Origin of the sequence: Pseudoxanthomonas sp. SGT-18 (genome assembly GCF_003931645.1) — a bacterium.
Taxonomy (GTDB): Bacteria; Pseudomonadota; Gammaproteobacteria; order Xanthomonadales; family Xanthomonadaceae; genus Pseudoxanthomonas.
This window is the reverse complement of sequence record NZ_RRYJ01000009.1, coordinates 147,409-163,219: the sequence shown is the minus strand read 5'-3', so window position 1 is coordinate 163,219 and position 15,811 is coordinate 147,409. Positions and strand designations below refer to the sequence as shown.

Genomic DNA, 15,811 nt, shown 5'->3' with positions numbered 1-15,811 from the left:
GGCCCTCCATGCGCACCGTCAAGTCGCCCTGGGCCAGGGCGGTCAGCAGGCGCGAGACCTCGGCCAGGCTGATCGCGTTGGCGTCCAGCAGGCCGTTGAGCTGCACCGCCAGCTGCAGCAGGAAGCCCTGCTTGTCGCTGGTGTCGATGCGCCCGGACAGGTCGCCGGCCGCGGCTGCCTCGACCACGCGCGCCACCTCCTGCTCGACCCGGATCTCGGCGGTGCGGTCGCGCCACTCGCACACCATGCCGACGTACTTGCCTTCGGCGTCGAGGATGGTGGAGATGTTCTGCGCGAAGCAGGCATCGCCGTACTGCACCTCGCGGGCGGCACTGCCTTCGCGCTCCAGGCGGGCGACGAAGTCCTGCGCGATCTTGCCGCCGATCTCCAGGACCTCGACCGGCTGGCCGACCAGCGGCGCCTCCATGTCAAGGTGGGGCAGGGCGGCCGCGACCTGGTCGGCATGGCCTTCCAGCATCCGGGCCAGCGCCGGGTTGCGGTAGACGATGCGGTATTCCGGATCGGTGATCATCAGGCCGGTGGTGGAGGCTTCCAGCGCGGTACGGATGCGCAGGTTCTCCGCCGCGACCTTCTGGTCGCGCTCGGTGCGCTCGCGCAGGTCGTGCTGCATGCGCTGCATCGCGCGCATAAGGTCGGCGATCTCGTCCGAGCCCCGGATGTCGATGCGGCTGTCCAGCTTGCCGGTGGCGACGTCGTTGGCCACGGCCACGGCACCGCGCATCGCACCGGCCAGGTTGCGGGCGATGAAGAAGGCGATGGCCAGGCCACCGGCCACGCCCACCAGCAGCATCACCACGATGGTGGTCACCGAGGTCGCGTAGGCGGTGCCCGCGCTGGCCACGGACTGGTCGGCCTGGCGGTCGGTTTCCTGGATCAGCGCGGTGACGGCGGCGGTGGCGGCGTTGTGCAGGTCCGAGGTTTCGCCCAGGAAGGTGTCCAGGGCGTCGTCCGGCAGCTCCAGGTCGATCAGTTCGTTGACCGACTCGTAGGAGGCGCGGGCCTTGTGCCAGGAGGTGGTCAGCTCCTCCAGCAGCTTGCGCTCCTCGGCGGTCGCGGCGAGCTTGCCGTAGGCCGCCAGGGACTGGTCGATCTGCTCCGACAGCTTGGCGCTACGCTCGCGCGCGTCCAGCTTGACGGCATCGCTGGCGCGCACCAGCCCGCGGTAGGCCGCGGTGCGGTACTCGCCCAGCAGGGCACGCAGCTCCGCCGCCACGGAGACGCTTTGCATGCTGCCCTGGGACAGGTTGGTGGTAGCCCGGTTGAGCGACGACAGCCCGTAGTAGGCGCCGACGCCCTGCGCGGCCAGCAATACCAGCACCACGCCAAAAGCCAGCATCAGTTTTGGCGTGAGCTTCAAGTTCTTGAGCCAATGCATGCAGCGTACTCCCCCGAATATTCGCGGCAATTGGGTGCGGGATGCCCGCGGGCATCCCGCCAGGTTTTTGTTGTTACTTCAGGTTGGCCAGCTTGATGTTGGCCGGCGAGGTCACCGCGATCTCGGCGCGGCTGGCGTCGCGCTGGACGGTGCCGATCACGCACACGTCGCGACCCTCCAGCTCCTCCGGAGTGGGCTTGAACTTGCCGCGCTGGTCGCCCGGGATGCGCGCGGAGAAGGTGTGGCGCGGGAACATGCCGCCCATGTACAGGAAGGTCGGCTCGCCCTCGGTGTTCTGGGCCCAGCGGGTCTTCTCGACCTTGCCGCAGACCATCACGTCCTTGCCGATGAAGCGCACGGCCTGCTCGGCGGGGACGGCTTCCTGGGCGAAGGCGGCGGGCGCCGCGGCCAGGGCGGCCACCAGGGACAAGGTCTTGGTCAAACGATTCATGGGGGCATACTCCAATGGCGGGAACGGAAAGGCGGGCCGCCCCGGGATCGCCCGGCGGCAGCCGTTGGCAAGGGTTCTCAGGTAGCGGTGTCCAGGGCCTGGGCCTCGCCCAGGTCGGCGCTGTCCAGCAGGGTCTCGATGTCGAGCAGGATGAGCATGCGGTCGTCGAGGGTGCCGATGCCGCTGATGAAGCGGGTATCGACCGAGGCGCCGAACTCCGGGGTGGGGCGGATCTGCTCGGCGGCCAGCGGCACCACGTCGGACACGCTGTCCACCACGATGCCGACGACGCGGTCGTCGACGTTCAGCACGATCATCACGGTGAAGCTGTCGTAGCGTGCTTCCTTCAGGCGCAGCTTCAGGCGCAGGTCGATCACCGGCACGATGGTGCCGCGCAGGTTGATCACGCCCTTGATGTACTCCGGCGCGTCCGGGACGCGGGTGACCGAGTCGTAGCCCCGGATCTCCTGGACCTTGAGGATGTCGACGCCGTAGTTCTCTTCGCCCAGGGTGAAGGTGAGGAATTCGCCCGTAGAGGGGACCGGGGTGCTGCTCATTGTTTGCTCCTGCAGGGGCATGTCGGCGCAATGCGCGCTGGCTTCCCGGGTTGAATCGGCCGTTGGCGGCGCAACTTTAGGGCCCGCTACACCACACCCCGCTCGCGCGCCATGCGCTGGCGCTCGACCCGGAAGATGAACTGCAGGATCCGCTGCTCGGCGCTGGCCGGCAGGTCGACGAAGCGGCAGCCGACCCGCACCGGATGCCGCGCCAGCTGCTGCCGCCGCGAGGTGTGAGCGACCTGCAGACGCACCGGGATCGGGCGGCCGCCATCAGGCAGTTCCAGGGTGCAGGCGTCCAGCTGCCCGCCCGGTGGGAAGTGCGCCTGGTCCTCCTCGCCGATGGCCAGGGCCACCCCGCCGCCGCTGATGTCCACCACCCGGACCTGCATCGGGGACTGGCCTTCGTGGCGCGGCGGCACCAGCACCGTGGCCACCGGCCCGGGGATCAGCTCCAGCCGGTACAGCTCGCGGCGCTGCAGCTGCAGTACCGAGGACGGCAGCTGCGCGGCGAAGGTCGCCGGTCCTTCGCCGGGGACGAGCTGCAGGCGCTGCAGGCGGAACTGGACCCGTACCCGGTCCAGCTGCGACACGCACAGCACCTGCTCGGCCGCCGCCATGCGCTGGTTGATCGCCTCCTGGCGGTTGCCGTCCAGCAGTACGCCGTCCGGCCCGGCTTCCAGCAGCGCGGTGGGGCAGGACAGGCCGCCGGGCAGCAGGTGGGCGCTGATCAGGGCACGGCCGTCGACCAGCGCATGCAGCACGCGCAGCACTTCCCGCGGGGCGCGCAGCTGGTAGCGCTCCGCATCGGGCAGGTCAATGGGGGCCAAGCCTGGCTCGGTGGCAGCCGTCATCCCTTGTTGGTCGGGGCCTCGTTGCTGGCCTTATCGGCCGCCGGCGGGGCGACTTGAGCGGGCGCCGCCACCGCCTCAGGCGGCCAGCGGCAGCTGCCGCTGGCGGGCCAGGCCGCCGACGTCGACGATCAGGGCCACACGGCCGTCGCCGAGGATGGTCGCGCCGGAGATGCCCGGCACGCGGCGGTAGTTCTTCTCCAGGTTCTTGACCACCACCTGCTGCTGGCCGACCAGTTCCTCGACCTGCAGCGCCAGCTTCTGGCCGTCGCCCTCGACCACCACCACCAGCGATTCGCCGGAGCCGTCGCCATAGCCGAAGGTGCCGGCCAGCGACAGCAGCGGCAGGTACTCGCCGCGCACGCGCAGCACCCGGCCTTCGCCGGCGACGGTGCGGATGTCGTCCGGCTCCGGCTGCAGCGCTTCCAGTACGTGGCTCAGCGGCAGGATCAGGATCTCGCCGCCGCTGGACACGACCATGCCGTCGAGGATGGCCAGGGTCAGCGGCAGGCGGATGACCACGCGGGTGCCGCGGCCCTCGGCGCTCTCCAGCTGCACCTCGCCGCCCAGGGCCTGGATGTTCTTGCGCACCACGTCCATGCCCACGCCGCGCCCGGACAGGTCGGTGACCTGGTCGGCGGTGGAGAAGCCGGGCTGGAAGATCAGGTCCCAGACCTGCGAATCGGTGGGGTTGTCCGGGATCGCCAGGCCGCGCTCGGCGGCCTTGGCCAGGATCTTGGCGCGGTTCAGGCCGCGGCCGTCGTCGGCGACCTCGATCACGATGTGCCCGCCCTGGTGCGAGGCGGCCAGGGTGATGGTGCCGGTCTCGTCCTTGCCGGCCGCCTTGCGCGCGTCCGGCAGTTCCAGGCCGTGGTCGATGGCGTTGCGCACCAGGTGCACCAGCGGGTCGGCGATCTTCTCGATCAGGCCCTTGTCCAGCTCGGTGCCTTCGCCGATGGTGCGCAGGCGCACGTGCTTGCCAAGGCGGCCGGACAGGTCGCGCACCAGGCGCGGGAAGCGGCGGAACACCGCATCCACCGGCAGCATGCGCACGCCGATCACCGCTTCCTGCAGGTCGCGGGTATTGCGCTCCAGCAGTTCCAGGCCGGCGAACAGGCGCTCGGCCTGGGCCGGGTCCATGCCGCCGCTGACCTGCTTGAGCATGGCCTGGGTGATCACCAGCTCGCCGACCAGGTTGATCAGGGCGTCGACCTTGTCGACGCTGACGCGGATGGAGGTCTCGGCCTCGTGCACGCCCGCGGCCGCCGGGGCGCCGGCGCCCGGGTGCGCGGCGGCCGGCGCGGCCTGGGCCGCGGGTGCAGCCGCGGCGGGCGCGGCGGGCAGCTGCGGGCGGATGTCCAGCTCGCAGTCGTCCACCACCCAGGCGAACACGTCGTCGATCGCGCTGCGCGGGACCTTGCCGCGCAGGCCCAGGTCCCAGGCGATGCACGCTTCCAGTGGATCGAGCTGGGCGAATTCGGGCAGCTTCTCCAGGCGCGCGTTGACTTCCAGCGGGCCCAGGTGCTCCAGCTCGCGGATGATGCGCAGCGGGTCGTTGCCGCTCATGAACAGCGACGGCGCCGGGCTGAAGGCGATGTCCCAGCCTTCCGGCTCCGGCTCGGCGGCGGCCTTGGCCGCGGCCGCGGCGCCGGGCTGGCCCAGCTCCTGCTGCAGGCGCTGGTGCACGGCCTCGATCGCGGCGGTGTCGGCGGGGTGCCCGTGCTCGGCCTCGGCCAGCAGGGCGCGGAGCACGTCCACCGAGCCGAGCATGGCGTCGACCGCGCTGGAGGCGAGGGCGCGCTTGCCGCCGCGGATCTCTTCCAGCAGCGTCTCCAGCACGTGGGTCAGCGCGGCCATCTTCTCGAACCCGAACGTGGCCGCGCCGCCCTTGATGGAGTGGGCGGCGCGGAACACCGAGTTGATGACTTCGGGGTCGGTACTGCCGCTTTCCAGCGCCAGCAGGCCGGCCTCCATCGCGTCCAGGCCCTCGCGGCTTTCCTCGAAGTAGGTCGCGTGGAAGCGTTGCAGGTCCATGCTCATGGTGGCGCGCTCGAAACTTGGGGGTATGGCGGGTGGCCCGGGATCAGCCCAGGACCTTCTGCACGGTGGCGACCAGCTGCTCGGGGTTGAACGGCTTGACCAGCCAGCCGGTGGCGCCGGCGGCCTTGCCCTCGGCCTTCTTGTCCGCGGCCGACTCGGTGGTCAGCATCAGCAGCGGGGTGAACTTGTAGTCCGGCAGGGCGCGCAGGGCGCGGATCAGCGAGATGCCGTCCATGTTCGGCATGTTCACGTCGGTCACCACCGCGTTGAAACGCTGTCCCTGGGCGCGGTTGAGCGCGACCTGGCCGTCCTCGGCTTCCTCCACGGCGAACCCGGCCGAGGTCAGGGCGAACGAGACCATCTGGCGCATCGAGGCCGAATCGTCCACTACCAGAATGCGTGCGCTCATGCGGCGTTCTCCACTTCTTTCTTATTCAAGTCTTGTTGGTCGGTGAGCCCCAGCTGGCCGGACAGGCCCAGCAGGCGGGCGGCGTCGCGCAGGGCGTCGCTGCACCCGGACAGCTCGGTGCGGCGCCCCAGTTCGCGGCGGCTGCGGAAGAACGCGCACAGCACCTGCATGGCCGCGGTGTGCACGCGGCGCACGGCGGTGCCATCCAGGGCCAGTTCGCTGGCATCCAGGTGTGCCGAGAGGCGCTCCTTGAGCTCGGCGCTGGCCTCGATGCCGAGGTCCTCGCCCAGGGAAACGGTGTTCATCGTTTCTCCACGCAGTGGGGTCGGTCTGGATAGCGGCCGCCGCGGCGCAGGCTTTAGCGCCACGCGTCCGCGCCGGCCGGGGCCAGCAGGCAGGAGGCGTCCAGAAGCACCATCGGCTCGCCGCCGAGGCGGGCGATGCCGCGGAACAGGCCGTTGCCGGCCAGCCGCACCTGGGTGGTGCCGGGCGGCTCGACCTGGGACTGGCCGAGGGTGACCACGTCCTCGACCGCGGACACGCGCAGGCCCAGCACCTCGCCCTTTTCCTCGAGCACGACGAAGCGGGTGGCGGCGGTATCCGGTTGCGCGGGCTGGCCCAGGTGCATGCCCAGGTCCAGTACCGGCACGACCTGGCCGCGCAGGTTCATCACCCCGAGCATGGCCGGGACCGTGCCGCGCAGGGCCAGCAGCGGCACCGGCAGCACCACTTCCTGGACCTTGAGCAGTTCCAGGCCGTAGCGCTGGCTGCCGCAGCGCAGGCGCAGCCAGCGCGAGCTGTGCCCGGTGGGGTCGGCCGCGGTCGACTCATCCGCGGCGGCATGGGCCGCACGCGGCGCGTGCGGGACCGGGGCCGGCGCGGGTGCCGGAGGCTGGGTGCGGCGGGCCACGGGAGCCGGCGCGGGTGGCGGCGGCACGGGCGCGGCGGCGGGAACCGGCGCAGGGGCCACGATGCGCGGCGCGGGAGCGGGCGCTGGGGCCGGAGCAGGGGCCGCCATCGGAGCGGGCGCGGGAGCCGGGACCGCCGCCGGGCCGGGGGCGGGTTCTGCCGGGGCCGCCACTGCCGGGGCGGGCCCGACGGCGGCCGCCGCCGGGGCGGCTTCGGTGGCGCCAGCGGGCGCCGGGGTACCGGCCGCTCCATCCGGCCCGACCGCGGCCTCCGACGGAGCCTCGGCCGGGTCTGCCGCCGCATCAGCCACGTCAGCCGGAACGTCAGCCGGGCGCTCGTCCATGACCGTAGCCTCCGCTCCAGGCGGCGGCGAGGGAGCCTGCGCATCGCCCGCAGGGGCCTGGGCGGCAGGCGCGGCCTCGCCGGCCGCAGGCTCGGGGGCCAGCAGTCCGTCCAGGTAGTCGTCCAGTGCCGCGACCCCGTTCATGCCGCCTGTTCCAGGGCCTGGGCATCGCTGGCCAGGATCCAGTCCAGCGCACGCCGGTAGGCGGACAGGGCACGCCCGGGATAGGCACCCTCGTCGGCAAACGGCTGCACCAGCAGTTCGGTATTGCACAGCCGGGTATCGACCGGGATCGCGTCATCCCACACGCGCTCGCCGTGTTCGTCCTGCATGCGCTTGAGTGCTTCCTGGCCGGCGCGGGTGCGGCGGTCGTACAGGGTCGGCAGCACCGACACCGGCAGCGGGCGCCGGCGCGAGCGCTCGACCATCTCCGCGGTGCGGCGCATGCCGGCCAGGCCGTGCAGCGCCAGCGGCTCGGCCTGGGTCGGGATGATCGCGCGGTCGGCCGCGGCCAGGGCGTTGATCATCAGCAGGCCCAGGGTCGGCGGGCAGTCCAGCAGCACGTAGTCGTGCTGGCCGGCATGGCGGGCCAGGGCCTGCGCCAGGGCCAGGCCGAGGCCGGGCTGGTTGGCGCTGCGCCGCTCCAGGGTGGCCAGGGCGGTCTGCGCGCACACGTAGTCCAGGCGCTCGACCGCGCTGGTCCGGGCGAGGCTCGCCAGCGGCCGCGGCGGCGTGGCGAACAGCTCCATCACGCCTTCCGGGGCCGGGTCGGCGGGCACGCCGAAGGTGCGGGTCAGGGACGAATGCGGGTCCAGGTCCACCAGCAGCACGCGGCTGCCGCGCGTGGCCAGGCCGCGGCCCAGGGCCAGGGTGGTGGTGGTCTTGCCCACGCCGCCTTTCTGGTTGGCGATCGCCCACACGCGCATCAGTCGGATCCTCCTGTGGTTCTTTCGGCTGCCGCGCCGGGCGCGGCAGCGGTGGCCGCCTGGCCGGGTGCCGCGCGCCCGGGCACCGGCTGGCTGGCTGCCACCTCTGCTATCGGCACCTGCGCGCCGCTCTTGACCGCCACGCCTTCCTCCGCGCCGGGGTCCGCATCGCCGGCGGCGCCGGGCGCGGCCAGCACGATCAGGACCACGCGGCGGTTGCGGTTGCGGCCTTCCTCGGTGAGGTTGTCCGCGCGCGGGCGGTGCTCGCCGTAGCCGACCATGGCCAGCCGCTCCGGGGCCACGCCCTGCGCCGAGAACAGGTGCACCACGCTGGCCGCGCGCGCCGCCGACAGCTCCCAGTTGGACGGGAACTGCACGGTGTTGATCGGGCGGTTGTCGGTATAGCCCTCCACCCGCACCGGGTTGGGGGTCTCGCGCAGCACGTCGGCCAGGCGGGTGAGCACCTCGCGCGCGGATGCGTCCAGCGCGGCCGAGCCGGTGTCGAACAGAATGTCGCTGTTGATCTCCACCTCCAGCCACAGCTCGGCGCGGCGGACGGTGATCAGGCGCGCGTCGACCAGCGGCGCCAGCGCCTCCTCCAGGCGCGTGGCGATGTTGCCGAGCTGGCGCTGGGCGCGCTGCACGGCGGCGCGGTCGGACACGTCCAGCGGCACGCCGGTGCGCATGTGCGAGGCCAGCGCCGGAAGCAGGGTGGGGTTGGGCGCGGGCGAGGGCGCAGACGGGCCGTGGCGGGCGCCGGACTTGATCGGCGAGGGCCGGTCGTAGTCCGAGCCCTGCAGCTGGAAGTTGCCGACCTGCACCGGGTTGATGGTGCGCGGCGCGCCGCCGAAGGCGGCGGTCAGGGCGTCGGCCAGCACCCGGTACTTGCCCTCGTTGAGGGTGGAGATCGCGTACATCACCACGAAGAACGCCAGCAGCAGCGTCATCAGGTCGGCGTAGGGGATCGCCCAGGCCTCGTGGTTGCCGTGCTCCTCGTGCTTCTTCCTGCGCGCCATCGACGGCTCCGGGTCAGTGCAGGAAGCCGGCGAGCCTGGATTCGATGTTGCGCGGGTTCTCGCCCTGCGCGATCGCGATCAGGCCCTCGATGATCATCTCCCGCTCGCCGGTGCGGCGGCCGATGACCGCCTTGAGCTTGGAGGCGATCGGCAGGAAGAACAGGTTGGCCGAGGCGATGCCGTAGATGGTCGCGGTGAACGCGGCGGCGATGCCGTGGCCGAGCTTGGACGGATCGGCCAGGTTCTTCATCACCGCGATCAGCCCGAACACGGCGCCGACGATGCCCAGGGTCGGGGCGTAGATGCCCATGCCCTCGAACACCTTGGCAGCGGCCAGCTCCTGGTTCTCCTGGCTCTCCAGGTCGATCTCCAGCATGTGCCGGATCTGCTCCGGCTCCACGCCGTCGACCAGCATCTGCAGGCCCTTCTTCAGGAACGGGTCCTCCTGCTCGCCGACCTGCTGCTCCAGGCCCAGCAGGCCCTGGCGGCGGGCGATGTTGCTCCATTCCAGGATCTGCGCCATCAGCGCGGCGCGGTCGGCGGCCGGCGGGCGCAGCACCCAGCCGACGATGCCCAGGGCGCGCTTGAACACCGGCGGCGGGGTGTGCACGAAGATCGCGGCGAAGGTGCCGAGGATCACGATCACGAACGCGGCGGCCGACCACAGCGAACCGAGGCCGGCGCCCTTGAGGATGGCGCCGCCGATCAGCGCGACCAGGGCAAGGAGCAGACCGATGAGGCTGAGGATGTCCATATGTCGGGTTATCGGCGCACGTGGACTGGGACTTGAGCGGGAACGCCCGCCGGCATCGCCGCCGGCGCGCGGCTGCGCGGAACGGCGCACGCGCACGGCGTGCGCCGCGCGCTCACGGACTGCTGGCGCGCAGGCCGTCGACGTCCAGGATCAGCGCCAGGCGGCCGTCGCCGATCAGGGTCGCGCCGGCATAGCCGGGCAGGCCGCGCAGGGCCTTGGGCAGCGGCTTGATCACCACTTCCTCGCGGCCGCGCACCTGGTCGACGATCAGGCCGAAGCGGGCGTCGCCCATCTGCAGCACGACCACGGTCAGGGCGCCGTTGCCGGACAGCGGCTCCAGCCCCAGCCAGCGGCGGAGGTCCACCAGCGGCAGGGTATGGCTCTGGCGGTCCATCACCGGACGGCCGTCGAACCAGCCCAGCGCGGAGGGCTTGGCGTGCAGCACCTCCTGCACCCGCGCCAGCGGCAGGGCGTACACCGCCTCGCCGGCCTGCACCAGCAGGGTGGGCAGGATCGCCAGGGTCAGCGGGACGCGGATCAGGAAGCGGGTGCCGCGGCCGAGCTCGGACTGGATCTGGATCTGCCCGCCCAGCTCGCGGATGCGCGACTGCACCACGTCCATGCCCACGCCGCGGCCGGAGATGTCGGTGACCTGGGTCTTGGTGGAGAAGCCGGGCAGGAACACCAGCTGCAGGCATTCGTCCGCGCCCAGGCGTGCCGCGGCCTCCGGGTCGAGCAGCCCCTTCTCGCGCGCCTTGGCGCGCAGGCGCTCCGGATCGATGCCGGCGCCGTCGTCCTGGACCTCGATGGTGACGTAGTCGCCTTCCTGCTGCGCGGCCAGGCGCAGCCGGCCCACGCGCGGCTTGCCGGAGGCCTCGCGCACTTCCGGCGCCTCCACGCCGTGGTCGATGCCGTTGCGCACCAGGTGCACCAGCGGATCGGCCAGGGCCTCGACCAGGTTGCGGTCCAGCTCGGTGTCGGCGCCGACCATCTCCAGTTCGACTTCCTTGGCCAGCGAGCGGGCGACGTCGCGCGCCACCTTCGGGAAGCGCGAGAACACCTTGCCCACCGGCTGCATGCGCGTGCGCATGACCGCCGACTGCAGGCGCGCGGTGGCCACGTCGAGGCTGGCCACGGCGCGGTCGAGTTCGTCGTCGCGCAGGCGCGCGCGCAGGGTCTTGAGCCGGTTGCGCGCCAGCACCAGCTCTCCGATCAGGTTGACGATCGCGTCCAGGCGGCGGGTGTCCACGCGCACGGTGTGCTCGGCCTCGCCCGCGGCGGCGGCGCGCGGGGGCGGGCTGGCCGGGCGCGGGGCGGCCGGCTGCGGCACGGGGTTGGGAGCGGGCGGCGGCGCAGCGGCCGCCGGTGCCGGGGCCGGCGCGGCGGCCGGCAGCGGCTTGGCCCCGGGCGGCGCCTTGCCGTGCAACTGGTCCAGCAGCGCCTCGAATTCGTCGTCGGTGATGGTGTCCGCAGCCGCGGTGGCCGGCGCGGGCGCGGCTGCGGGCTTGGCGCCGGGCGCGGCCTTGCCGTGCAGCTGGTCGAGCAGGGCCTCGAACTCGTCGTCGCTGATCAGGTCGTCGCCGCCGGCCGGCGCGGGCGCCGCCACGGGCTGCGGCGCGGCCTGCGGCTGCGGCGCGGGCGGCGCGACCAGGGCGAACTGCGCGATCAGCTCCGGCGGCGCGTGCTCCGGCTCGGTGCCGGCGGCGACCGCGTCGAGCATGGCCTGCAACCAGTCCAGCGAGCGCTGGGCGGCGTCGAAGTGCAGCGGGTCCAGTTCGGCGGTGCCGGAGCGGGCGGCGCCCAGGGTTTCCTCGGCGGCGTGGCACAGCTCGACCATCGGCTGGATGCCGAGGAAGCCGGCACCGCCCTTGAGGGTGTGGAAGCCGCGGAACACCGCATTGAGCTGCTCGCTGTCCTGGGGCGCGCGCTCCAGCTCCACCAGCTGCTCGCCGAGCCGGTCCAGGATCTCCTGGGCCTCGACGATGAAGTCCGCGGCGATTTCGGGCGTCACACCGCTCATGGCTTACAGCCCCAGTTCCGACAGCAGGGCGTCGGCGTCGTTCTGGCTGACCGCATGGGTGTCCAGCCCGGCCACCGCGGGGCCCGCCAGCGCGGGCTCGCGCGGCTCGGCGCGCGGCGGCAGGCCCAGTTCGCCGAAGCCTTCGTGGACGCGGCGCACGATCCCGGCGACGCGGCGGATGATCTGCCCGGTCAGGTCCTGGTAGCTCTGGGTCAGGGCGATCTCGGTGAGGTTGCGGCGGATGCGGTCCAGCACCTGGTCCTGGCCGTCGGTCACGCCTTCGGCGCGCAGGCCCTCGACCAGGGCGCGGCATTCGTCGGCCAGGTCCAGGGTGCGGTGGGTGGCCTGCTCGGTCATGCCGATGACGTGGTCCAGGCGCGCGCAGGCGTCGTCCAGTTCGACCCCCTCCACGCCATGGTCGTCGGCGCCGGGGACCTCCGGCAGTTCGCCCAGGGCCTGGCTCAGTTCGCGCGCCAGCCGGCCGAGGCCCTGCACGAGCGGACGGGTGCGGGCGGCGGCCAGGGCGTCGATCTCGGCGCGCAGTGCGCTTTCGTCGCCGCGGTCCAGGGCTTCCAGGGCGTCGTGCAGGCGCTGGACCAGCGCCGCACGCTCGGGGGATGCGGTGGTGCTCATGCCGTCGCCGCCAGCCGTTCGAAGATCTTGTTGAGCTTCTCCTCGAGGGTCTGCGCGGTGAACGGCTTGATGATGTAGCCGTTCACGCCGTTCTGCGCGGCCTCCAGGATCTGCTCGCGCTTGGCCTCGGCGGTGACCATCAGCACCGGCAGGGTCTTGAGCTTGGGGTCGGCGCGGATGCTGCGCAGCAGCTCGATGCCGGTCATGCCCGGCATGTTCCAGTCGGTGATGACGAAGTCGAACGGCTGCGCGCGCAGGGCCGCCAGCGCGGTGTGGCCGTCGTCGGCCTCGGCGGTGTTGCTGTAGCCCAGATCGTTGAGCAGGTTCTTGACGATGCGTCGCATCGTCGAGAAGTCGTCCACGATCAGGATCCGCATGTTCTTGTTCACTTCGTGCTCCGTTTGGCGTTGCGTGCTCAGTCGTCGTCCAGACCGGCATCACGTGATTCGTACTGGGACAGGCGGCCGCGCAGGCGCAGCACGGCCTGGCCGTGGATCTGGCACACCCGGGACTCGCTGACCCCGAGCACCGCGCCGATCTCCTTCAGGTTCAGCTCCTGCTCGTAGTACAGCGACAGCACCAGCTGTTCGCGCTCGGGCAGGTTGGAGATGGCCGCCGCCAGCTCGCGGCCGAAATCGCTGCGCTCCAGCAGCTGCTGCGGGGTGGGGCTGTTGCTGTTGACCTGCACGTCGCCGTGGTCCTCCACGTGCGAGTCCAGGCTCAGCACCTGGCCGCGAGAGGCGTCCTCCAGCAGGCGCAGGTACTCCGGCAGTGGCATGTCCAGCTTGGCCGCCACTTCCTGCGGCGCGGCGGCGCGGCCGGTGGCCTGCTCGATCTCGCGCACCGCGGCGGCGGCGTCGCGGGCGCGGCGGTGCACCGAGCGCGGCACCCAGTCGCCGCGCCGGATCTCGTCGATCATCGCGCCGCGGATGCGGATCGAGGCGTAGGTCTCGAACGAGGCGCCCTGGTCGGGGTCGTAGCTGCGGCTGGCCTCGATCAGGCCGATCATGCCGGCCTGGATCAGGTCGTCGACCTCGACGCTGGCCGGCAGGCGCGCCGCCAGGTGGTGGGCGATGCGCCGCACCAGGTCGGCATGCCGGGTGATGGCGTCGTCGTTGCTGCCGCGCACGGCGCGGTATTCGGCCACGGCATTCATGCGACCGCGCCTTGCCGGATCATCCGGTCGACGAAGAACTCGATGTTGCCGCGCGGGGCGGTCGGCGCCTGCCAGCGCGCCGCGCGGCGGGCGATCTCGGCGATGGCGCGGGCCGAGGGGCTGGCCGGGTAGGCGGTGGCGACGGCCTGCTGGCGCTGCACCGCCATGCGCAGCCAGTCGCACTGCGGCACCGCGCCGAGGAAGTTCAGCGAGACGTCGCCGAGGAAGCGCTCGCATACCCGCGACAGCTTGTCGTACAGGCCGCGGCCCTCGGCCGGGCTGCGCACCATGTTGGCCACCACCTGGACCCGGTCCACGCCGCGCTCGCGGGACAGGACCTTGATCAGGGCGTAGGCGTCGGTGATCGAGGCCGGCTCGTCGCAGACCACCACCACCGCGTCCTGGGCGGCCTGGCAGAAGGTCAGCACGCTGTCGGTGATGCCGGCGGCAGTGTCTACAACCAGAATGTCAAGATCACGCTGCAGGTCATTGAAAACATTGACAAGTCCCACGTGCTGGGCTGGCTGCAGTTCGGCCATGTGCCGGCGCCCGGAGGCGGCCGGCACCACCAGCATGCCGTTGGGGCCTTCCAGGATCACGTCCTCCAGCTCGCAGCGGCCGGCGACCAGGTCGGCCAGGGTGTGCTGCGGGGACAGGCCCAGCAGCACGTCGACGTTGGCCAGGCCCAGGTCGGCGTCCAGCAGCAGGGTGCGCTTGCCCAGCGCCGCCAGCGAGGCGGCCAGGTTGACCGACAGGTTGGTCTTGCCCACGCCACCCTTGCCGCCGGTGATGGCGATGCTGCGGACGGGGGCGAGCGGTGCGTGGTTCATCGTCGGGCGGAAGGGGCTCGGGGTTGCGGGGCGGGACTCAGGCGACGGCATGGTCGGCCTCCGGGATGTTCGGCTTATCGGCAGCCCGGCGCAGATCTTCAAGGCGAAGCACCAGGCTGGCGGCATTGGCCCGGTGCAGGTCCTCCGGGACCCGCTGGCCGTCGGTCACCCAGGTCAGCGGCAGCTGGTGGTCCACGACCACCGACAACGCGCTGCCCAGGCGCCCGGTCTCGTCGACCTTGGTCAGGACCACGCCCTGCGGGCGGGCCGGGCCGAAGCGGCGCACGACCTCGTCCAGGTCGGCGAAGTGGGAGTTGGCCGGCAGCACCAGCAGGGTGCTGACGTTGCGTGCGGCGCGCAGCCAGTTGAGCTGGTTGGCCAGGGCGCGGTCGCGCTGGCCGAGGCCGGCGGTGTCCACCAGCACCAGGCGGTAGTCCTGCAGGCGCTGCAGCAGCTGGATCAGGGCCGCGTCGCTGTCGGCCTCGTGCACCGCGATGCCCAGCTGGCGGCCGTAGCCGTACAGCTGCTCGCGACCGCCGATGCGGGAGGTGTCGGTGGTGACCAGGGCGATGTCGCGCGGGCCGTGCTCGGCCACGAAGCGGGCGGCCAGCTTGGCGATGGTGGTGGTCTTGCCGGCGCCGGTGGGGCCGACCAGGGCGATCACGCCGCCGGCCTCCAGCGGGTCCACCGGGCACACCGGCAGGCGCCGCGAGATCAGGCCCAGCATCAGGCCGCGGCCGCGGTGCATCGGGGTGTCGGCCGGCAGTTCCAGGACGATGTCGCGGGTGATCCCGGCGTCGAAGCCGTAGTCCTCCATCAGCTCCATCGCCGCCAGCCGCACCGGCGAGCCGCGCAGGCGCTCGTCGGTCAGGCGGTGCATCTCGCGCTCGATCATGGCGCGCATCTGCGCCAGTTCCTCGCGCATGGCGCGCAGCTGCTCGTCGTCGGCCGGCGCCACCGGGGCCGGCACCGCGGCCAGGGTCGGGGCCGGACTGGCGGCCGGGGGCGCCGGTTCCGGGGCGGGCGCAGGCGCCGCGGGGGCGGGACCGGCCGGGGCGGCAGGATGCGCCATGACCACCTCCGGCGGCAGCACCGAGACCGCGCGCGCGGTCGGGGTGGCCAGGGCCGCGGCCATGGCGGCGGCGAAGTCGTGCGGGGCAGGGGCAGGGGCAGGGGCAGGGGCAGGGGCGGCGGCCGGCGTCGGGGCCGCGGGTGCGGGCGCCGGTTCACTGGCGCGCTGGGCCTCGATCAGGGCCCGCTGCACCGCGTCCTCGTCGTAGTTGCTGGCCGCGACGATCTCCACCCCTTCCTCGGTGCGGCGGTTGGAGAGGATCACGGCATCCGGTCCGTGCTCGGCGCGGACCATCCGCAGCGCGGTACGCATGTCGGCGGCAACGAAACGCTTGATTTTCATGGTTAGGGGCCGTGATCCGTGATTGGTGATTGGTGATTGGAAGAAGCAGATGCCGGGCCTCCGCGGCCTGTCCGTATCCGTGTTCTTGTTGCCTTGTTCATCCCAC

The 15,811-nt window shown here is 72.3% G+C and carries 16 protein-coding genes and 1 pseudogene; all 17 read right to left on the bottom strand.

Annotated elements, in window-relative coordinates; translation table 11 throughout:
• The coding region (locus tag EIM47_RS13025) for an MCP four helix bundle domain-containing protein (protein WP_125077140.1) at window positions 1–1,396 on the bottom strand (1,396 nt) is incomplete at its 3' end.
• A 73-nt stretch (window positions 1,397–1,469) separates the two neighbouring features.
• The gene (locus EIM47_RS13020) at window positions 1,470–1,847 is read right to left on the bottom strand and encodes a hypothetical protein (protein WP_026010743.1); all 378 of its coding nucleotides are present in this window, start codon (window positions 1,845–1,847) and stop codon (window positions 1,470–1,472) included.
• A gap of 77 nt (window positions 1,848–1,924) precedes the next feature.
• Window positions 1,925–2,404, bottom strand: coding sequence for a chemotaxis protein CheW (locus EIM47_RS13015; RefSeq protein ID WP_019399695.1), 480 nt, complete (start codon window positions 2,402–2,404; stop codon window positions 1,925–1,927).
• A gap of 86 nt (window positions 2,405–2,490) precedes the next feature.
• Complete coding sequence (locus EIM47_RS13010; RefSeq protein ID WP_240626235.1) at window positions 2,491–3,234, bottom strand: flagellar brake protein; 744 nt, start codon at window positions 3,232–3,234, stop codon at window positions 2,491–2,493.
• A gap of 99 nt (window positions 3,235–3,333) precedes the next feature.
• Entirely contained in the window at window positions 3,334–5,295 is a 1,962-nt protein-coding gene (locus EIM47_RS13005; RefSeq protein WP_125077138.1) for a chemotaxis protein CheA, read from the bottom strand.
• A gap of 43 nt (window positions 5,296–5,338) precedes the next feature.
• The gene (locus tag EIM47_RS13000; protein ID WP_026010741.1) at window positions 5,339–5,704 is read right to left on the bottom strand and encodes a response regulator; all 366 of its coding nucleotides are present in this window, start codon (window positions 5,702–5,704) and stop codon (window positions 5,339–5,341) included.
• Window positions 5,701–6,009: an STAS domain-containing protein gene (locus tag EIM47_RS12995; RefSeq protein WP_019399691.1), complete on the bottom strand. Its 309-nt coding sequence runs from the start codon at window positions 6,007–6,009 to the stop codon at window positions 5,701–5,703. Before EIM47_RS12995 ends, EIM47_RS13000 begins: the two co-directional genes overlap by 4 nt.
• 53 nt (window positions 6,010–6,062) lie before the next feature.
• The gene (locus EIM47_RS16190) at window positions 6,063–6,614 is read right to left on the bottom strand and encodes a chemotaxis protein CheW (RefSeq protein WP_343202897.1); all 552 of its coding nucleotides are present in this window, start codon (window positions 6,612–6,614) and stop codon (window positions 6,063–6,065) included.
• Window positions 6,615–7,096: 482 nt separating this feature from the next.
• Entirely contained in the window at window positions 7,097–7,882 is a 786-nt protein-coding gene (locus tag EIM47_RS12985; RefSeq protein ID WP_028915065.1) for a ParA family protein, read from the bottom strand.
• Window positions 7,883–8,070: 188 nt separating this feature from the next.
• Window positions 8,071–8,898 (bottom strand): annotated as a pseudogene (gene motD / locus EIM47_RS12980) (flagellar motor protein MotD); the annotation flags it as partial.
• Between the two features lie 13 nt (window positions 8,899–8,911).
• On the bottom strand, window positions 8,912–9,652 hold the full coding sequence (locus EIM47_RS12975; RefSeq protein WP_019397891.1) for a flagellar motor protein: 741 nt from the start codon (window positions 9,650–9,652) through the stop codon (window positions 8,912–8,914).
• A 112-nt stretch (window positions 9,653–9,764) separates the two neighbouring features.
• Window positions 9,765–11,672, bottom strand: coding sequence for a chemotaxis protein CheA (locus EIM47_RS12970; RefSeq protein WP_125077136.1), 1,908 nt, complete (start codon window positions 11,670–11,672; stop codon window positions 9,765–9,767).
• A 3-nt stretch (window positions 11,673–11,675) separates the two neighbouring features.
• Complete coding sequence (locus EIM47_RS12965; RefSeq protein ID WP_019397897.1) at window positions 11,676–12,305, bottom strand: protein phosphatase CheZ; 630 nt, start codon at window positions 12,303–12,305, stop codon at window positions 11,676–11,678.
• Window positions 12,302–12,694 (bottom strand): chemotaxis response regulator CheY, encoded by a 393-nt coding sequence (gene cheY / locus EIM47_RS12960; protein ID WP_019397898.1) that lies wholly within the window; start codon window positions 12,692–12,694, stop codon window positions 12,302–12,304. Before cheY ends, EIM47_RS12965 begins: the two co-directional genes overlap by 4 nt.
• 26 nt (window positions 12,695–12,720) lie before the next feature.
• Entirely contained in the window at window positions 12,721–13,461 is a 741-nt protein-coding gene (locus EIM47_RS12955; RefSeq protein WP_019397899.1) for an RNA polymerase sigma factor FliA, read from the bottom strand.
• On the bottom strand, window positions 13,458–14,291 hold the full coding sequence (locus EIM47_RS12950) for a P-loop NTPase (RefSeq protein ID WP_019397900.1): 834 nt from the start codon (window positions 14,289–14,291) through the stop codon (window positions 13,458–13,460). Before EIM47_RS12950 ends, EIM47_RS12955 begins: the two co-directional genes overlap by 4 nt.
• A 37-nt stretch (window positions 14,292–14,328) precedes the next feature.
• Window positions 14,329–15,705, bottom strand: a complete 1,377-nt coding sequence (flhF, locus tag EIM47_RS12945; protein WP_125077134.1) for a flagellar biosynthesis protein FlhF — start codon at window positions 15,703–15,705, stop codon at window positions 14,329–14,331.
• Window positions 15,706–15,811: the final 106 nt, after the last annotated feature.